A 15,334-nucleotide genomic window follows, 5' to 3' on the forward strand; every position below is an offset into this window, starting at 1 on the left:
AAGCAAGGAGAGACCATGGCCAAGGAAGACACGCTCGAATTCCCCGGTGTCGTCAAGGAACTCCTGCCGAATGCGACATTCAGGGTCGAGCTTGAGAACGGCCATGAGATCATCGCACATACGGCAGGCAAGATGCGCAAGAACCGCATCCGCGTTCTGGCAGGCGACAAGGTGCAGGTTGAGATGACCCCCTATGATCTGACCAAGGGTCGGATCAACTACCGCTTCAAGTAAGCGACTTGAAACTCGTTACTCCGCAAAAGGAAACGAGGCAAATGCTAGACTTCGTCGCCAAACTTGGCGGCGAAATGTTCCATATTCTGAATCGTGACTATCAAAATGAGTCAGACGCTGGAAATTGTTTCAATAACGTCAAGCGTCACGTTCTGATGAACGGTGGCGACATATTAACGGGGTGGTCTGTGCGATTCTGGCCGAGAGTGTTTTTCGAGGCGGAACAACATGCTGTTTGGCACAATCCTGACGGTGATTTATTCGACGTCACGCCACATGCCCAAGGTGAAAAACTGACATGCTTTGTAATTGACAAAGCAGTTGTTTTTTCTGAACACGGACTGGCAACGGAAGTTAACAGATACATGCCAGTTGCCTATGGAAAGCGTTTAAAGTTGGTCAGAGATCTGATTGAGGTTGCTCAAGCAAGACAAAGATACCAACTGGAGCATACGATGGTCACGGATGGCCTAGTCACTTTCCATGGGAACGACTGGCTGCTCGAAAAGTATCGCGAAAAGATGGCCGAATTAGCGCTTCAAATCTCCAAGAAGATCAAATGAGACTTTTATTGGGATCGGGAAGCCCGCGCCGCAGGGATCTGCTGGCGCAGATCGGCGTCGTGGCGGATGACATCCGCCCGCCCGAGATCGACGAGACCCCCGCCAAGGGTGAGCTGCCCCGCCCCTACTGCGCCCGCATGGCCCGGGAAAAGGCGGGGGCGGTCACGGCGGAGGACGACGATATCGTGCTCGCTGCCGATACCACCGTGGCTTTGGGCCGCCGTATCCTGGGCAAGCCCGAGTCGGCGGCAGAGGCCGCAGAGTTTCTGTTCGCCCTTTCGGGCCGTCGTCACCGGGTGATCACCGCCGTCGCGGTGCGACGCGGCGCGCATATCTGGGAGCGCGACGTGGTGACCGCCGTGCGGATGAAGCGCCTGTCGGATGAGGAACTGAATGCCTATCTCGCCAGCAATGACTGGCAGGGCAAGGCGGGCGGCTACGGCATTCAGGGCCCCGCCGGGGCGCTGATCCCGTGGATATCAGGCTCGTTCACCGCCGTTGTCGGCCTGCCGCTGGCCGAGACCGCCGGGCTCTTGCAGGCGGCAGGCTATCCGCTCTGGAAGGACACGCAATGACCGCGCGCACCATCGCCCTTGATCATATCAATGGGGCCGAGGCCGCCGCCCTTATGGTCGATGGCAGGCTCGACGATCTCTTGATCGATTCGGATCAGCCGCGCCCCGGTGCCATCTACCGCGCCATCGCCGACCGGCCGGTGAAGGGACAGGGCGGCATGTTCCTGCGCACCCCCGATGGCTCGGCGTTCTTACGGCAGGTCAAGGGCCTCGCCCCCGGCCAGCCGCTGCTGGTGCAGGTCACCGGCTATGCGGAGCCGGGCAAGGCGCTGCCGGTGACGGTAAAACTGCTGTTCAAGAGCCGCTATGCCATCGTCACGCCGGAGGCCCCGGGGCTGAACGTGTCGCGCGCGATCAAGGACGACGATCTGCGCGACACGCTGTTGCAGATCGCGCATGCGGAAATGGGCGAGAGCGATATGGGCCTGATCCTGCGCTCGGCCTGCGCCGTGGGGGATGCGGACGAGATAGCCGAGGACATTCGCACGATGCAGGATCTAGCCCGCGCGGTTCTGGCCGATGCCGCCGGGCGCGAGCCTGAAAAGCTGACCGAAGGCGATGGCCCGCATGCCCTTGCCTGGCGGGACTGGGCAGAGCCCTCGGAGGTGATCACCGATCCGGGGTGCTTTGGGACACTTGGTGTGCTCGACCAGGTCGATATGCTGAGCGATGCACAGGTGCCGCTGCCCGGTGGTGCCTCGTATTACGTGGAGCCGACCCGTGCGCTCGTCGCGGTGGATGTGAATACCGGCGGCGATGCGAGCCCTGCGGCAGGGCTCAAGGCCAATCTCGCCATGGCCCGCGACCTGCCCCGGCAATTGCGCCTGCGCGGCTTGGGCGGGCAGATCACGCTAGACCTCGCACCGATGCCCAAGAAGGACCGCCGCACATTCGAGACCACCCTGCGCGCGGCATTCCGCAAGGATGCGACCGAAACCGCCCTTGCGGGATGGACCCCGCTGGGCCATTTTGAGCTGCAACGCAAACGCGACCGCCTACCGCTGACTGACATGCTGAAATGACCTGCCCGATCTGCAAGAAACCCACCGATACACGCTATCGCCCGTTCTGCTCGAAGCGTTGCGCCGATGTCGATCTGGGCAAGTGGTTCAGCGGCGATTACGCGGTGCCCTCCACCGAGCCCGAGGATGTCGAGGCAGCGCTGGACGCGGCCGAAGAAGAGCCGCAAAAACCCCATTGATTTTTTGCGTGTACCCTCTGGACACCCCGCCCCGCCTCGCCTAAGACACGCTCACCCGAAGGCCCCGCCTTCTCCCGTGCCCGGGTAGCTCAGGGGTAGAGCAGTGGATTGAAAATCCTCGTGTCGGTGGTTCGATTCCGCCCCCGGGCACCAATAAAATCAATAACTTATCGACGATTCCCTGAGCTATCGTAAGCGGTGCGTGTAATTCATGTGTAATCTAGCCCAACTTTTGCCTCAAGGTTCGACAACAGCGCAACCGCGATACAGCCACGGTGTTAGCGTCGAAGGCTCGTGCCCGTGGCGTTGGGCGAGGGACCAAAGGATGTGAGTGCGGCATTGCAACCGCAGCATTCAGCGACAGATGCCGCTCGTCTTTGTAACCTCGGTCGGCGGCAATGCGCAGGAAGCGGGCTTTGCAAAGTTCGGACGGCATCCCGACAGCGGACATTAAAGCCAAGTGCAGAGAATGCCGGGTGAGAGCCCAATGTAACTAATGCCGCGTTATGCATGGGTGTCCGCTACCGAAGGGCCGCCAAAAACGTTCAACAACTGGGTGGGTTTTGGACGGGGTTTTTGGCGGCATCCATAGGAGTGGTTTGCGCCAGTGCCAAAAAGGAGCGTTTTAGGCTCTCAGGTTGTGAAATAAGTGACGCAACGTCTTCATGGTTCGGAGGTATAGACAAAGTGCTCCACGCGCATTACCTGCCCCGGTGTTGAACCTACTGAAGTGCGCTCGCCTTCACGTTCGACATCTCTCGAGTGATCAAACACTTGTTGGAATTTAGGATTTGGTTAGCCCGCAATGCTGAAAGCAATCTCTGCAGTAGCTTTAGCCGCTGCCGTAAATATGTCGCCTGTTACTGCCGCGACGATCCAAGATCTGAATATGGATCAGAACGACTGGGCTGTATTCGAATTTGACGGTGCGAACTCCGTTGATCTGGCAGTGGAGCCTATCAGCCGTAACGGCTCGTTCTCTGTCACCTACGCATTTTCTGGCAATGGGTGTGGTGACAATATTTACTGGTCATGCATTCCCGACAGCCATACCACGAATACGCTATATTCAGACTATTCCCACAATTTCGGCGAAGGTTGGTTCGATAAAGAGAACTTGGGTTCGATCACTTCGCCCTTCACTATCTCCTATTCCCGAGAAACGTGGGACAATTTGTTTGTCTATTTCAGAGTCACGTCTGGTTCGGGCTCGATATCTCACGTAGAGAAATCCGTTTCAGCTCCTGTCCCGCTGCCAACAGCTTTCCCAATGTTGCTGGCTGGTCTTGCGGGTCTCGGCATCTTTGCGCTTCGGCGCCGCAAAGCGGCTTGATCACCGTAGAGCGTCGTAGCGCCTGGGCTGACACTTCTGCTTTGTTATCCTATCCGAGCGACATTTCTGAATGGCGTTTACAATGAGTCCCGACGTCTGATCCATATTAACCGTCTTTGAAGCTCTCGCGGAAGGCCGTTCACTGGTCGACTTCCTGGTTACGAAGTAGCAAGCGCGCGAGCGTTCTGGCCTGGGCTTTTGGAAGGTCAGGACGACGGTTCTAGGCACACAGGTTGTGACAAGTGGTTTTTGTCAAAGACCGGTCGTGCAAGCAACACCTGGTACGGCTGTGGCAAGTTTGGTTTTGAATGTCATGTTGAGTTCCTCTAATTGTTGTCCGTAATTTTTTGCGGATATGAGGAGGCCACGGCGTGATGCCTGTAAGGGTTTCAACCGGAGCGAAATAGATCTGCGTCAAAGAATTCATCGACTGCAAGAATGGCCCCAGTTGGCGCGCCGGTCGGCGATCCACCTTCCGGTTCGTCCGAGACAGCCAATGTTCCGCCGTCGATTAAGGCGGCAATTTCGGGTGTGATCTCGAACAGGCTCTCCCGATCCGCCGGGATCACGCCCAATGATACGGGCGCTTGCGCCTCCGCACCGAGCACCCAAAGCTCAAAAGCCCGGCCTGTCGCTGGCTCGCCCTGTTCGGGGATTACTTTGAACAAATTCCCGTCCGGCGAGTAGCCCGCTTCTATATGCACCGCCCCATCTTGCGAGATCAACGTTGCATGGAGCGTTGGATCGAATGCCGGGCCACTCAGCATCGGACTGAAGACGAGAAATGCTGCAACGGCAACAGCGGCCAGCCCGGGGAAGGCCAGCCATCCCCATGTCCAGCTGCGTTTCGCGCTTGCTTGCCCACCACTCAATTCCGCAAGAAGCTTCGAGCGGATCGAAGGCGATGGAACTTCTTCAGGCACATCAACGGCCAGAGCCGCGAACTCGGCCTCCCAAAACTGCACAAGTTCACGCAATTCAGGTTCGTTTTTCAATCGCGCCTCAAACGCCTGTTCTGCGTCCACGTCCAGCAGGCGCAAGACGTATTCGGCGGCAAGCGCCTCGTCCTCCGGTATCTCCTGTTGGTCACTCATCGCGCAAGGCACTCCTTCAAAGATATCAGGCTGCGGCGCAGCCAGGTTCGCATCGTGTTCAGCGGCACTTCAAAACGGTCCGCAAGCGCTTCGTAGGTCGCGCCATCAAGATAGGCGGCACGGACAGCATCGGCGCGATCTGGCGACAATTCGTCAAAACAGGCGCTGATCCGACGCTGCTCTGACGCGGCGATGCTCGCAGCCTCGGGGCCCGGACGCTTTTCGACAAGCTCGCCAACGCTGTCGAGGGCCACATAGTTGCTCTTTTTGGCTCGCAGCTTATCAATCGCCAGGTTTCGCGCAACGGTGATCAGCCATGTCATCGGACTGTGACCCGTGACCGCGTATCGATCGGCTTTGGCCCAAATCCGAAGGTACACGTCTTGGAGGGCATCCTCGGCTTCTGACCTGTTCTTCAAGACACGCAAGCAGACGCTGAAAAGTTTCCCGCTCGTGGCATCATAGAGAGCGGCCAATGCAGCTCTGTCGCCAAGGGCGATCTTGCCAATCAGGTTTTCTATGTTCTTGCGGTCCGTCATTTGGGTCTTGAGCAGCTCGAATAAATTCTGTTCTTATCTGCCTGACAGAAATGGCCCCGAACAGCAATCTCTTGCCGCCGGGACCATCCTGCACTGGTAACCAACAACTTTCGACTAACCTGTCACGGGTTACATACCAAGCGACGCCGCAAAACCCGTTATGCCACCCATTCCGAGATCGGCCTTTATCGTGGCCGCACCCGTTTCAAGGTCGATTTCATAGAGTCCCGCCGATGCAGCGCCGTCCATTTGCAGGATCGCAAGCCCCATGTTCTCGCCTTCCTTGGCTGAGACGATGTCAAAGCCACCCATTGGTGCCAAATCAACAGGCGCGCCATCAACAGTGATTTTGCTGATGGTTTTCAGTGTCCCTGCATTGTTGGCCAGGCTGACCAGTGTGTCGGTTTCAGCATCCAGCGCGTATTGGAAAGTCGCGCTCGCGGTCTCGCCATTGATGGCGTTCGTGTAGGCATTGGCAAAGATCATCGGTGTCGTTCCCGCCATCGAATCGCCGTCGGCGTAAGCGAGGTCTGTGAACCGGCGCACGGAACCGGCGCGTTCATCATTGTCGCCGAAATCTTCGGGGAAATAGACGAGGTTGTCGCCCGCCGAGGTCACAGCGCGGACCGCGTCGATCTTGTTGTTGAAGTCAAACGCGACCATCTTGCCGTCGCCGATCATTGCATCCTCCATGAACGAAGCGCCCAGATCGGTCATCTCGCCCGACATTGGGTTAATCGTTGCGATCATGCCATCGGAATAACCGAGCAGTTCACCGGTCACTGGACGCCAGGCAATCGCTTTCAGCGGAGAGGCCAGGCTATAGGTCATCACGTCTGAGGGGGCGTTTACATTGCTCATAACGACCAGCGTTGCGCCGTCATCAGCAAGCACGTAGCCGGAGACCGCCGCGTGACTATCAGCGAATGCGGGACTCGCAGTAAGGGCAATCAGAGATGTCACAAGAGTATGGGTTTTCATCGTTTTTCCTTTCAAGTTGGCCTCAGTGCGCTCCTGCTTGGATACGCTCTAACCTCAGGAACGAAAGGCAGCGGTGGATAGTTTCAAAGCAATCTGATTTTTCAGAATTACAACGAGATGATGCCCGACCCAAATGCGCCGGTCGGGCCCAAATGGACCGTTTCTCGCACCGCAAATTCGTCGAAGCAGACCTCGGCGGAGCCGCAGCGAACGCGTGCTTTGTCCCGCAGTCTACCAGTTTGCGACCCAAGCGGTGAAGGTCAGCTATCGCAGTTTTTGGGCAAAGACTATGGGGCCGCTCCGGGGCTGATTGTGTTGGAAAAAGTCGGTGTGCTGCCAAGAAGAAGCAAATCTGCAGAACATGCTTCCGCGAAAGTTCTGTCGCGCAAACAGAGCTTAACCAAGGGTGACATGAGGGAACCTTGTTCCAATATTTTGTGGCAAGTTTCAGGTTGCAGAGTGATTCAACAAAATACACCGGAAGCGGAACCAGTGCCCTAGACGGAGATTCCCGAGACCGGCGATTTGTATATCGCGCAGCATTTGAAGAGGTTCAGGGGCAGCAGTGCGGATGGAGCGGACTTGAAGAAGGTTTTCGCATATTATGGTCCTTACCAAAGAAGGAGGGGCGACATGGAACACCGACGGCAATTGATTTCGAACGGCAACCCTATGGAAGAGATCGTCGGCTTCAGCCGTGCGGTCCGAGTAGGTCCTTACATCTCTGTGGGAGGCACTGCGCCTGTTGACAGTGATGGAAAGACTGTTGGCGTGGGGGACGTCTACGCCCAGACCAAGCAATGTTTCGAGATCATTGAGGCAGCACTCGAACAGGCTGGCTCCGGGCTGCATGATGTAGTCCGCACACGTGTCATTCTGACGGACATTGACAACTGGAAGGCCGCGATTGAGGCACGAAAAGAGTATTGCAGGGACGCCCGTCCGGTCGACACCATTATGGCAATCAATCGTTTCGTGAACCCGGAATGGCTCGTGGAAATCGAGGTTGACGCTGTAATCGCTGATTGATGTGGTAAAGCTTAACTGCTTCGGGCTCTGAGCCGAATCGCGGCGGTGCAGCACTCGATTTTGGATTTTCAACGCCCCATTTAAGTTGGCCCGACGAACGCTGTCAGCCCGCAGCGGTCATGGCGTGAAACGGCGGAGCTGATAAGCGCTGACCTTTGCTGCGTTTGTCGAGTGACCGATGTGCGGATAAAGTTTGCGTTCGCAGCAATTGCGCCAATGTTGGCTTCGGGGTGGCCGTTTAACAAACGGTGGCTTTTGGACGGCTAAACTGGGCACAGCGAACATCATTTTATAAAGACGTTTCTTTTCAACTGCTGCTGATACGTTCGCAGCGCCTGCAGATAAAACTAGATCCGCCGCCAAGTATGCGACTGATAAGGCCAACGCGCCTGTGGAACATGCTGCCGAGGAGGTCGGTTCAGGTGCCAGGAAAAGCATTTGAGACTTTAGTTTGCGAAAGCATCTGAGGAATGAACGGCGGAACCCGCGTAGGATCCGCCGTTCTCGTCTGATCTCAACAGTGTTTCGGGCATGTCATTTCTGTTTCGGGCCCTGACTGTTCTGCACGCGGTCAGCTGCGCTGGCGTATCTTGCGCAAGGCGCCGAACCCGCCCAAGGCGGACAGGAGCATCAGGGCGGAGGCTGGCAGCGGCACCGGGGACATCGGATCTCCGGTGGCAGCGTCACCCAGGGCAAGGTTGTCCAAGCGGAAGTTCTTGGCCTGCAGTGACACTGTCGGGTTTCCGAAAGGCAGGAAACCACCTGCGTCGGTGCTAAAGGTTATCGTACTGAACGCAGTTGAGCTTGTCAGACCTACAAAGCCGTCATCGCTGCGTAGATCACCCAGCAGGAATGACTGGGTCTGACCATCGAACATGCCCGAGATCATGATCTCGGCCGCGCCGATAAAGTCCGCTCCGAAGGCGGTGACCTGCCGACCGAAGTCGAAGATGATCGTGTTGTCGAACGAGTCGTCGCGCCCCGCGCGGGTGCCGCCGATGAAAACGCCGTCGGTGACACGGTTGAACTGCTGCGTGTTGCGCGCCGTGGACGTGGTGCCGTTGTCGAACGTGATCACCGGAGTGCCGAAGAGGCCCGGCTGGGCGATGTTGTCGTCGAACGTTTCCGTCTGGATGTTCGTGGTTGCAGACGCGAAGGCTCCGGCGCTCGTGAACGTCGCAGCCGAGGCCGAAGATACGGCGATTGTACAAAGGGTTGCGGCGAGCGCGAGTGATCTTGTCGGTTTCATTGACATCTCCCTTGGTTTTTTGATCTCGAGATTCGAGACCTTAAGGAAGAGACACGGCTTCCATGGCTGTAGAGTTTCAATTGATTTCTAGTTTCGCGAAATTTTTCTGCGATTTCTTCCGCTGCCAGACGGGGGCAGAGGTTGTCTGGGATTTTCTGTGCCGAAATCGACGGGATCAGCATTGAAGCGCGCGTAGATTCCGGCTTTCGCGAGATTGGGCAGCTTCGGGTTCTACTCTGATCGTGATAGTGCAGATCCGACAACTTGAAGCAGCCGTTCTTGCTTTACGCAGCATCCGTCACTCCGGGCTGGCTCTCAACTGGTATTCGCTGCGTTTGGCCTGAAAGTGGTCTGTGAAGTTCCGGCGCTTTGCCATATTCGTATCCCTTTAAAGATTTGGGATACACCTTAGCTCACTGTCCGATCTTATTAGCTCACTGTCCGATCTTATGGGGCCATTTCACAATATACACTGCTACAGGCTTCGACAAATCCGTTATGCAATTCAACATATACGTTTACAGGCTTCGGAAATTCTAGTCTTCTTTGGCATGGTTGGATGGGCTGGCTCTAGGCTGCCAGGACGCGATCTATTCCGTCAGATTAAAGATGAACAACCGCGAGGTGAACCGAATGCATCTTGGGGCACGCTTGTCCGCGTGTGCTTGCGCAACTCAGCAGATTTGCACAAAAACGTTGGCTGCGTCCGGTCACGAACAATCAGATAGAGACGCGAGCCTGCGTCCTTAACAGAAACTTTATTTGGCGGCAGCACCTGACTGATGGATAATCTAAACTGAGCGAGGTTTGGTTTCAGGAGGGGTGTCATGCGCATGAAAAAATTACTATCGGGAGTTTTACTGTCCGTGCCGATGGTCGCACAAGCGGCGGAAGGTGAACGCATTCAGGTCACCGGCGAAATCATTGATACCTGGTGTTATTACTCCGGTGTGATGGGCGGGCCGGATGCCGTGACGGGGACGGCACATCACACCTGCGCACTATGGTGCTCTGCCGGGGGAATTCCGGTGGGTCTGCTTGGCGAAGACGGCGAGGTCTACATGGTGCTCAAGATCGAGGGTGACGATGGATCGGCGGGCGGCGACACACAGTTGCGCCTTGCCAGCCACGAGATCACGGCGGATGGGATGCTCTATCGTCGCGACGGGCTGAATTACCTCGTGGTCGCAGATGTCGTTACCGATCACGGGATCACCAAGCTCAACCACGAGGATTACGGGCCGGTGCCCGGCTTTGCCATTCCGAATCCGAATAAGTGAGGTCTTGTCATGAAGAATTTCATCATACCGCTTGTCATGGCCGGATTTGCGTTTCCGGTCGCCGCCCAGGACTTTTCAGAGGGGTCCGAGGCAAAGCCGTGGAACCTTTATGCAGAGCAGCCGGCGCGGTTCGAGGCCAAGGTCGTCGATATCCTGTGCGAACTGACCGGCGATTGTCCTGCCGATTGCGCGGGCGGGGCGCGTCAGTTGGGTCTCTTGCGTAGTGTTGACGGGGTGCTTGTCTATCCCAACAAGAACGCGCAGCCCGCGTTCACCGGTGCCGCGGTCGAATTGCTGCCCTACTGTGGCCGCGAGGTCGAGGTCGATGGCCTGCTCATCGAGGATCCCGACCTGGGCGCGACAAACATCTACCTGGTGCAGAAAATTCGCGCCAAGGGCGAGTCGGAATGGACCGCCGCCAACCGCTGGACGAAGAAGTGGGCCGAGGACCATCCCGAGGCCGAGGGCAAGGGGCCGTGGTTCCGTCGCGATCCGCGCGTCAATGCCGAAATCGCCGCGCATGGGTATACAGGCATCGGCGTGGAGGAAGAGCAATCGTTCCTCAAGGAGCTGTTCGAATGACGCCAAGAGCATGGATACTGACCGTCGCGGTCTGCTCTTTAGGGGTCGGAGCACTGGCGCATGGCACCGAAGATCATGCGGCGCCGTCTGCCCTGAACGTGCCGAATGAAGTGACGGCCCTGCCGTGGGATCTGGGCGGGTCGTACCAACTGATCGACCATACCGGTGAGGCCCGCGACCAGACCGATCCCGACGGGCGGATGCAGTTGGTGTTCTTCGGCTATGCCAACTGCCCGGGCATTTGCAGCGCGGCCTTGCCGATGCTGGCGGATGCCAAGGAGGTTCTGGAACGGCGCGACATTCCGGTCTCTCCGGTTGTGATCACCATTGACCCGAAGCTGGACACGGTCGACACGATGGGCCCGGCCCTGGCGGAGATTTCGGACGACCTGATTGGTTTGACGGGTCGCCCGGAGGCATTGCAAGAGGCGTATGACGCGTTTCAGATCAGCTTTGAAAAGATCATGGTCGATCCCGAGCACGGCCCGATCTATGCCCATAGCAGCCATATCTTTCTCATGAACGCGACTGGCAAGGTTCTGACGCTGGTGCCACCGGTTCTTCCTGCGGAACAGGTGGCTGATATCGTCGAACGCTACGTGGGGCGGTGACATGTCACACCGCTTTGCTGATTTGAAAGCGTGACCGTCATGTCGCTGTGCTTCGCGACTGCGGGCCGGTTATTCCCGGCCCCTTTTTCTTATGCGTCGGCCTTTCGTTTGTCGTGAAAGGTTGCAACCTGTCCTGCCTCGCGGCGACGCGTGCGGACAATGTGGGTCACCTGACGCTGTGCGTTTGCCCATGCCAAGAGACGTTCAGCCCAGGCTGCTTGGTGCGGATAAAAAAAGCGGCGGCCAAACCGGGGCCGCCGCGAGGGAGGAAACTTTCGGATCAGAAGGGTTCGATATCGACCCAGTTGGATTCGCCGTCGGCGATATGCTGCGCGATGTCCTCTTGCCACTTTTTCCGCGCGCCTTCGTGGACAAAGGTATAAAGCTTGCCATCCACGATCTGGGTTACGTTGGGATCGCCCGGACGCTTGTAGCCCTGCGAGGCTGCCCAGGCGCAGTAGGCGTCGAATTGCGGCGTGTAGGCCGTCGGCTCTGCCTTGAAGGCATCGCGGTTCTCTTCGGTGCTGAAGTACCAGACCGTCCCGTTCCAGAGATGGTAGAACTTCGCCTGACCCTGCGCTGGTTCGCCTTGGATGTGGGCCACGGGATCGTTGCCCGCAAAGGCAATTCCGAGTGTGTTGGCCGCACTTGCGGGAAGCGCACCTAGGCTCCCAATCGCAATCGCGATTGCTGCGAGATGTCTCTTATTCATTTCTGATATCCTCTCTTGCTGCGCGCCCATCAGATGTTGGACGCAGCTTGAGGATGTCACGTAAGCGCGCACGCGGACATTAACATTACCTCACAACCCGTTGACCAGACAATCATTGCAGGATTGATGATCGGTATTTTAGGTTGAGAATCAACTGCATTGGACGATTTCGAGTTCTGTTGGTGTTAATCCGATCAATCGACATGCGTACCCGAAAAACTCCGCGTAAGGTTCTTCCGGACAGCTCGAATCCGTAAGTGCAATGCCGGAGACTGCGCCTCGTGCCAATGTTCGGCTGATCAAACGCCGAGGCGGATCGCTAGCGTTGTTATATCAGTGTCTGAGTGATTTCGCTGATGGTATTTAACAAGAAGTGACTGTCGCGTGAGCAGTTTTTTCTTTGCCGATTGCGCAAACTTCGGCACCCTCTCCAACGTCGACAGATACCCGAGCAGGAGAACAAGCGATGAGCGATTCAAACACTGCGTCCGCCAAAGGCATTCCAAAAACGATCGTCGGCGCGGGGCTTATCTGGTTGGCTGTCCTCGTTTATGCTGCGTCCAATTCCATTGTTTCACTGCTGGCTGATATCGGGCGGCAGCATCCGGTCATGGGGCGAAATGCTGTCACTCTCTGCAATCTGTTGTTCTTGGGCTCCCTGCTTTCGTTGATCCCTATGACGGTCATGTTCTACAAAGACTGGACGCTGGAAAATCTGCGCAAACTTAGCCGAAAGAACTGGCTGATCCTTTCCGTGTCGGCAATGCTTTCCTCGGCGGTGACACCGGCCCTGTTTTTTATCGCCTTGGATTACACGACGGTCACGAATGTTGTATTGATTGGTCGCATCGAGCCACCGCTGTTTCTGCTGGCTACTTTTTTCTTGTTGGGTGAAAAGCTCGATAAATGGGCGTTCTCCGCCGGACTAGTCGCCCTTTTGGGAGCGATTTTGATGCTGGTCTTGAACGGTGATACGATGGCGCTCGGCTTTGGCAAAGGAGAGATTGCGGCTGTTTTCGCGACCATTTCGTTCATTGCTTCAACACTGGTCAGCCGGGCGGCGCTCAAGGAAATTCCACTTGGCATATTCTCGATCTACCGAACCGTTCTGGGTACGATCATTTATTACTTTCTGGCCATTTACCTTTACGGCGCGCTGCACTTTCAGGACATTTTCTCGGCGATCGTCTGGAAGTGGATCTGGGTCTATGCCGTGATCGTTATCATTGTCGGCCAATTTTCATGGACGATTGGACTTAAACACGCGCGTACAGGTGACATTTCATTGGCCACGTCGGCGTCACCGCTTCTGGCACTGGCAATCGCCATGGTCCTTCTAGGGGAAAATCCCGGGCCAGGATTGATTCCCGGTGGCGTAATTATTTTGGTCGCAATTTTTATTGGACAGTATGGACGCCTGCGTCAGCAAAATGTCGAACGAGGCGTCTTAAGAAAAAATGAGATGGACCTCGATAGGGCGCTAGAACATGAAGGCCGGGTGAACTTTAAAGGAGCATGAAGACACCTATTACAACCGCGTCATCGATGATGTGGAGGAGCGAACGAGATTCACGTTTAGGTGTCCGGTGAAACAGGGCCGGGTCAACTCCAGCTTCAAACGGTCCAAATTGCGGGGATCAGATCACTCACGCACCGGGGCCATTCTGGCATCCAACGAATTCTTCGACGCAGTTTATTTCTACGGTGGCTGAAACTCTTTCGCTGGCGCGCCCGTATCTTCTGTCGCTACCGCAGGAAAGCTGCGGACATTATTGGGAGGAGAAAGACATGAAAATTGTATCCAAACTGGCTACCGCAGTTGCAGCATTGACCATCGCGACTGCCGCCTACGCAGAAAACCCGATGGTTGGCGGCGCGCCGATGTTCGAGACGAAGAACATCGTGGAAAACGCTGTGAACTCGGCCGACCACACGACGCTCGTTGCCGCTGTCAAGGCCGCAGACCTTGTCGAAACCCTGCAACGGCCCGGACCATTCACCGTCTTTGCGCCGGTCAACGAGGCGTTCGCGGCCCTTCCGGACGGCACCGTCGACACGCTGCTGAAGCCCGAGAACAAGGACATGCTCACCAAGGTGCTGACCGCGCACGTGGTTGCGGGTGACTGGTCCGCCGCCGAGATCGCACGCCAGGCGCGTGCCTCGTCCGATGGCTTTTATCACTTCAATGCGGTATCAGGCGACGCCCTGTCGGCCCAGGTCAGGGGCAACAACGTCTTCATCTATGATGAAAGCGGCAACGCGGGCCGCGTGACCATCGCGGATGTCGATCAGTCAAACGGCGTGATCCACGTCGTCGATACGGTCCTCGTTCCGAAATAAGTCAAGAGCAACCGCCTAAGCGGGCCGGCGCTCCCCCGCTGGTCCGTCCAGGCATTTTCCGAGGAGGTGAAACCATGAAACGCAGAGCAATGCTGTTGATGACGGGAGCCGCGCTGATGGCCCGGCCTCTGCACGCATCGACATGCGGTTTTGAGATTTGCCGCACCGAAGCGGAGTGGCGCGACCGCCTGAGCGAGAACGAATACCTGGTGCTGCGCGAAGAGGAAACCGAGCGACCCTACACCAGCCCACTGAACGACGAAACGCGCACTGGAACATACCATTGTCGTGGCTGCGACCTCGCGGTTTACGGCTCGGACGCGAAATACGACAGCGGAACCGGCTGGCCAAGCTTTTACGAAAGCCTGCCGGATGCCGTTCGGACAAAAGAAGACAGGAAACTGCTTTTCCAGGTCCGGACCGAGGTGCATTGCCGCCGCTGTGGCGGTCATCTGGGTCATATCTTCGATGATGGACCGGAGCCGACAGGCAAACGTCATTGCCTGAATGGTCTCAGCCTGACCTTCGTTCCGGCCGGATGACAAGCAGAGTCGAATGGATCGCCGGGCGGTGCCTCTTGGCGATACTCTTTGTTGCAGGGGCCGTGCAGAAGACAATTGACCCGGGCCCCGCGCAGGCGCTTTTGGCGGGTGTTGGATTGCCTGTGTGGTTGATCTGGCCCGCCCTGGCGTTTAACGCGTTGGCGGCCGGGCTGCTTGTCGCGGGCAGGTTCCTGAAACCCCTGGGACGTTTGCTGGCGGCCTATTGCCTGCTGACCAGCGTCTTTCATTTCGTTCCATCCGACCCATGGCAGATGTCGATCATGATTAAGAACTGGGCGGTGGCAGGCGGGTGCCTGATCTTGTCGGCATTGACCTGCCACTGAACTTTCATCCAGCCGGAACCGGAGCCCTTTGGTTTGATACGCCGATTGGCGCAGGTGGAGCAACCGACATCCGTGCGGAGCTTTCAGATGGCGCAGCGCGGGTGTCGGTTGCGGTGGTGAGGTGT

The 15,334-nt window shown here is 57.0% G+C and carries 19 protein-coding genes and 1 tRNA gene; 15 read left to right on the top strand and 5 right to left on the bottom strand.

The features are described from left to right. Window positions 1–15 precede the first annotated feature (15 nt). The 7 genes from infA to RID11_RS12280 all read left to right on the top strand — a co-directional run bounded on the left by infA (window position 16) and on the right by RID11_RS12280 (window position 3,906). Entirely contained in the window at window positions 16–234 is a 219-nt protein-coding gene (gene infA, locus RID11_RS12250) for a translation initiation factor IF-1 (RefSeq protein ID WP_005978431.1), read from the top strand. A gap of 41 nt (window positions 235–275) precedes the next feature. Beyond that, window positions 276–797, top strand: a complete 522-nt coding sequence (locus tag RID11_RS12255; RefSeq protein WP_350139479.1) for a hypothetical protein — start codon at window positions 276–278, stop codon at window positions 795–797. Continuing rightward, window positions 794–1,372: a Maf family protein gene (locus RID11_RS12260; protein WP_350139481.1), complete on the top strand. Its 579-nt coding sequence runs from the start codon at window positions 794–796 to the stop codon at window positions 1,370–1,372. The genes RID11_RS12255 and RID11_RS12260 overlap by 4 nt, the downstream gene beginning before the upstream one ends. Next, a complete protein-coding gene (locus RID11_RS12265) occupies window positions 1,369–2,394 on the top strand; it encodes a ribonuclease E/G (protein WP_350139483.1) in 1,026 nt (341 codons plus the stop codon). The genes RID11_RS12260 and RID11_RS12265 overlap by 4 nt, the downstream gene beginning before the upstream one ends. Then, a complete protein-coding gene (locus RID11_RS12270; protein ID WP_350139485.1) occupies window positions 2,391–2,573 on the top strand; it encodes a DNA gyrase inhibitor YacG in 183 nt (60 codons plus the stop codon). Before RID11_RS12265 ends, RID11_RS12270 begins: the two co-directional genes overlap by 4 nt. A gap of 78 nt (window positions 2,574–2,651) precedes the next feature. Next, window positions 2,652–2,726: transfer RNA gene (locus tag RID11_RS12275), tRNA-Phe, on the top strand. A 652-nt stretch (window positions 2,727–3,378) separates the two neighbouring features. Continuing rightward, the gene (locus RID11_RS12280) at window positions 3,379–3,906 is read left to right on the top strand and encodes a VPLPA-CTERM sorting domain-containing protein (protein ID WP_350139487.1); all 528 of its coding nucleotides are present in this window, start codon (window positions 3,379–3,381) and stop codon (window positions 3,904–3,906) included. 389 nt (window positions 3,907–4,295) lie between these two features. Here RID11_RS12280 and RID11_RS12285 read toward each other — a convergent pair whose 3' ends face one another. The 3 genes from RID11_RS12285 to RID11_RS12295 all read right to left on the bottom strand — a co-directional run bounded on the left by RID11_RS12285 (window position 4,296) and on the right by RID11_RS12295 (window position 6,520). After that, window positions 4,296–5,000 carry an anti-sigma factor gene (locus RID11_RS12285; protein WP_350139489.1) on the bottom strand — a complete coding sequence of 235 codons (705 nt, stop codon included), beginning with the start codon at window positions 4,998–5,000 and terminating at the stop codon, window positions 4,296–4,298. After that, window positions 4,997–5,539 (bottom strand): sigma-70 family RNA polymerase sigma factor, encoded by a 543-nt coding sequence (locus RID11_RS12290; RefSeq protein WP_350139491.1) that lies wholly within the window; start codon window positions 5,537–5,539, stop codon window positions 4,997–4,999. The genes RID11_RS12285 and RID11_RS12290 overlap by 4 nt, the downstream gene beginning before the upstream one ends. A gap of 129 nt (window positions 5,540–5,668) precedes the next feature. Beyond that, a complete protein-coding gene (locus tag RID11_RS12295; protein WP_350139494.1) occupies window positions 5,669–6,520 on the bottom strand; it encodes a DUF4394 domain-containing protein in 852 nt (283 codons plus the stop codon). A gap of 633 nt (window positions 6,521–7,153) precedes the next feature. Between RID11_RS12295 and RID11_RS12300 the strand changes: the two genes are divergently transcribed. After that, window positions 7,154–7,549: a RidA family protein gene (locus RID11_RS12300; protein ID WP_350139497.1), complete on the top strand. Its 396-nt coding sequence runs from the start codon at window positions 7,154–7,156 to the stop codon at window positions 7,547–7,549. 571 nt (window positions 7,550–8,120) lie between these two features. Here the strand turns inward: RID11_RS12300 and RID11_RS12305 are convergent. Next, on the bottom strand, window positions 8,121–8,798 hold the full coding sequence (locus tag RID11_RS12305) for a VPLPA-CTERM sorting domain-containing protein (RefSeq protein WP_350139500.1): 678 nt from the start codon (window positions 8,796–8,798) through the stop codon (window positions 8,121–8,123). A gap of 833 nt (window positions 8,799–9,631) precedes the next feature. Here RID11_RS12305 and RID11_RS12310 point away from each other — a divergent pair. Genes RID11_RS12310 through RID11_RS12320 form a run of 3 tightly spaced genes read left to right on the top strand, consistent with a single transcriptional unit; the run spans window position 9,632 to window position 11,271 of the window. Next, the gene (locus tag RID11_RS12310) at window positions 9,632–10,078 is read left to right on the top strand and encodes a hypothetical protein (protein ID WP_350139502.1); all 447 of its coding nucleotides are present in this window, start codon (window positions 9,632–9,634) and stop codon (window positions 10,076–10,078) included. A gap of 9 nt (window positions 10,079–10,087) precedes the next feature. Continuing rightward, window positions 10,088–10,660: a hypothetical protein gene (locus RID11_RS12315; protein ID WP_350139504.1), complete on the top strand. Its 573-nt coding sequence runs from the start codon at window positions 10,088–10,090 to the stop codon at window positions 10,658–10,660. Then, window positions 10,657–11,271, top strand: coding sequence for an SCO family protein (locus RID11_RS12320; RefSeq protein WP_350139507.1), 615 nt, complete (start codon window positions 10,657–10,659; stop codon window positions 11,269–11,271). Before RID11_RS12315 ends, RID11_RS12320 begins: the two co-directional genes overlap by 4 nt. A gap of 280 nt (window positions 11,272–11,551) precedes the next feature. On the opposite strand, the gene RID11_RS12325 is transcribed toward RID11_RS12320, so the two are convergent. After that, on the bottom strand, window positions 11,552–11,983 hold the full coding sequence (locus RID11_RS12325) for a YHS domain-containing (seleno)protein (RefSeq protein WP_350139509.1): 432 nt from the start codon (window positions 11,981–11,983) through the stop codon (window positions 11,552–11,554). A gap of 466 nt (window positions 11,984–12,449) precedes the next feature. Between RID11_RS12325 and RID11_RS12330 the strand changes: the two genes are divergently transcribed. From RID11_RS12330 to RID11_RS12345, 4 genes are all read left to right on the top strand, one after another. Continuing rightward, complete coding sequence (locus tag RID11_RS12330; RefSeq protein WP_350139511.1) at window positions 12,450–13,502, top strand: DMT family transporter; 1,053 nt, start codon at window positions 12,450–12,452, stop codon at window positions 13,500–13,502. 269 nt (window positions 13,503–13,771) lie between these two features. Continuing rightward, window positions 13,772–14,323, top strand: a complete 552-nt coding sequence (locus RID11_RS12335) for a fasciclin domain-containing protein (protein ID WP_350139524.1) — start codon at window positions 13,772–13,774, stop codon at window positions 14,321–14,323. 74 nt (window positions 14,324–14,397) lie between these two features. Then, window positions 14,398–14,865: a peptide-methionine (R)-S-oxide reductase MsrB gene (gene msrB / locus RID11_RS12340; RefSeq protein ID WP_350139513.1), complete on the top strand. Its 468-nt coding sequence runs from the start codon at window positions 14,398–14,400 to the stop codon at window positions 14,863–14,865. A 62-nt stretch (window positions 14,866–14,927) separates the two neighbouring features. Continuing rightward, window positions 14,928–15,209, top strand: coding sequence for a DoxX protein (locus tag RID11_RS12345; protein WP_350139515.1), 282 nt, complete (start codon window positions 14,928–14,930; stop codon window positions 15,207–15,209). Window positions 15,210–15,334: the final 125 nt, after the last annotated feature.

This window comes from Roseovarius sp. (assembly GCF_040219995.1).
Classification (GTDB): domain Bacteria; phylum Pseudomonadota; class Alphaproteobacteria; order Rhodobacterales; family Rhodobacteraceae; genus Roseovarius.

Bases quoted from the DNA above. Each gene is read 5' to 3' on its own strand.
- infA (WP_005978431.1), top strand. From the start codon at position 16: ATGGCCAAGGAAGACACGCTCGAATTCCCCGGTGTCGTCAAGGAACTC.
- RID11_RS12255 (WP_350139479.1), top strand. From the start codon at position 276: ATGCTAGACTTCGTCGCCAAACTTGGCGGCGAAATGTTCCATATTCTG.
- RID11_RS12260 (WP_350139481.1), top strand. From the start codon at position 794: ATGAGACTTTTATTGGGATCGGGAAGCCCGCGCCGCAGGGATCTGCTG.
- RID11_RS12265 (WP_350139483.1), top strand. From the start codon at position 1,369: ATGACCGCGCGCACCATCGCCCTTGATCATATCAATGGGGCCGAGGCC.
- RID11_RS12270 (WP_350139485.1), top strand. From the start codon at position 2,391: ATGACCTGCCCGATCTGCAAGAAACCCACCGATACACGCTATCGCCCG.
- RID11_RS12280 (WP_350139487.1), top strand. From the start codon at position 3,379: ATGCTGAAAGCAATCTCTGCAGTAGCTTTAGCCGCTGCCGTAAATATG.
- RID11_RS12285 (WP_350139489.1), bottom strand. From the start codon at position 5,000: ATGAGTGACCAACAGGAGATACCGGAGGACGAGGCGCTTGCCGCCGAA.
- RID11_RS12290 (WP_350139491.1), bottom strand. From the start codon at position 5,539: ATGACGGACCGCAAGAACATAGAAAACCTGATTGGCAAGATCGCCCTT.
- RID11_RS12295 (WP_350139494.1), bottom strand. From the start codon at position 6,520: ATGAAAACCCATACTCTTGTGACATCTCTGATTGCCCTTACTGCGAGT.
- RID11_RS12300 (WP_350139497.1), top strand. From the start codon at position 7,154: ATGGAACACCGACGGCAATTGATTTCGAACGGCAACCCTATGGAAGAG.
- RID11_RS12305 (WP_350139500.1), bottom strand. From the start codon at position 8,798: ATGAAACCGACAAGATCACTCGCGCTCGCCGCAACCCTTTGTACAATC.
- RID11_RS12310 (WP_350139502.1), top strand. From the start codon at position 9,632: ATGAAAAAATTACTATCGGGAGTTTTACTGTCCGTGCCGATGGTCGCA.
- RID11_RS12315 (WP_350139504.1), top strand. From the start codon at position 10,088: ATGAAGAATTTCATCATACCGCTTGTCATGGCCGGATTTGCGTTTCCG.
- RID11_RS12320 (WP_350139507.1), top strand. From the start codon at position 10,657: ATGACGCCAAGAGCATGGATACTGACCGTCGCGGTCTGCTCTTTAGGG.
- RID11_RS12325 (WP_350139509.1), bottom strand. From the start codon at position 11,983: ATGAATAAGAGACATCTCGCAGCAATCGCGATTGCGATTGGGAGCCTA.
- RID11_RS12330 (WP_350139511.1), top strand. From the start codon at position 12,450: ATGAGCGATTCAAACACTGCGTCCGCCAAAGGCATTCCAAAAACGATC.
- RID11_RS12335 (WP_350139524.1), top strand. From the start codon at position 13,772: ATGAAAATTGTATCCAAACTGGCTACCGCAGTTGCAGCATTGACCATC.
- msrB (WP_350139513.1), top strand. From the start codon at position 14,398: ATGAAACGCAGAGCAATGCTGTTGATGACGGGAGCCGCGCTGATGGCC.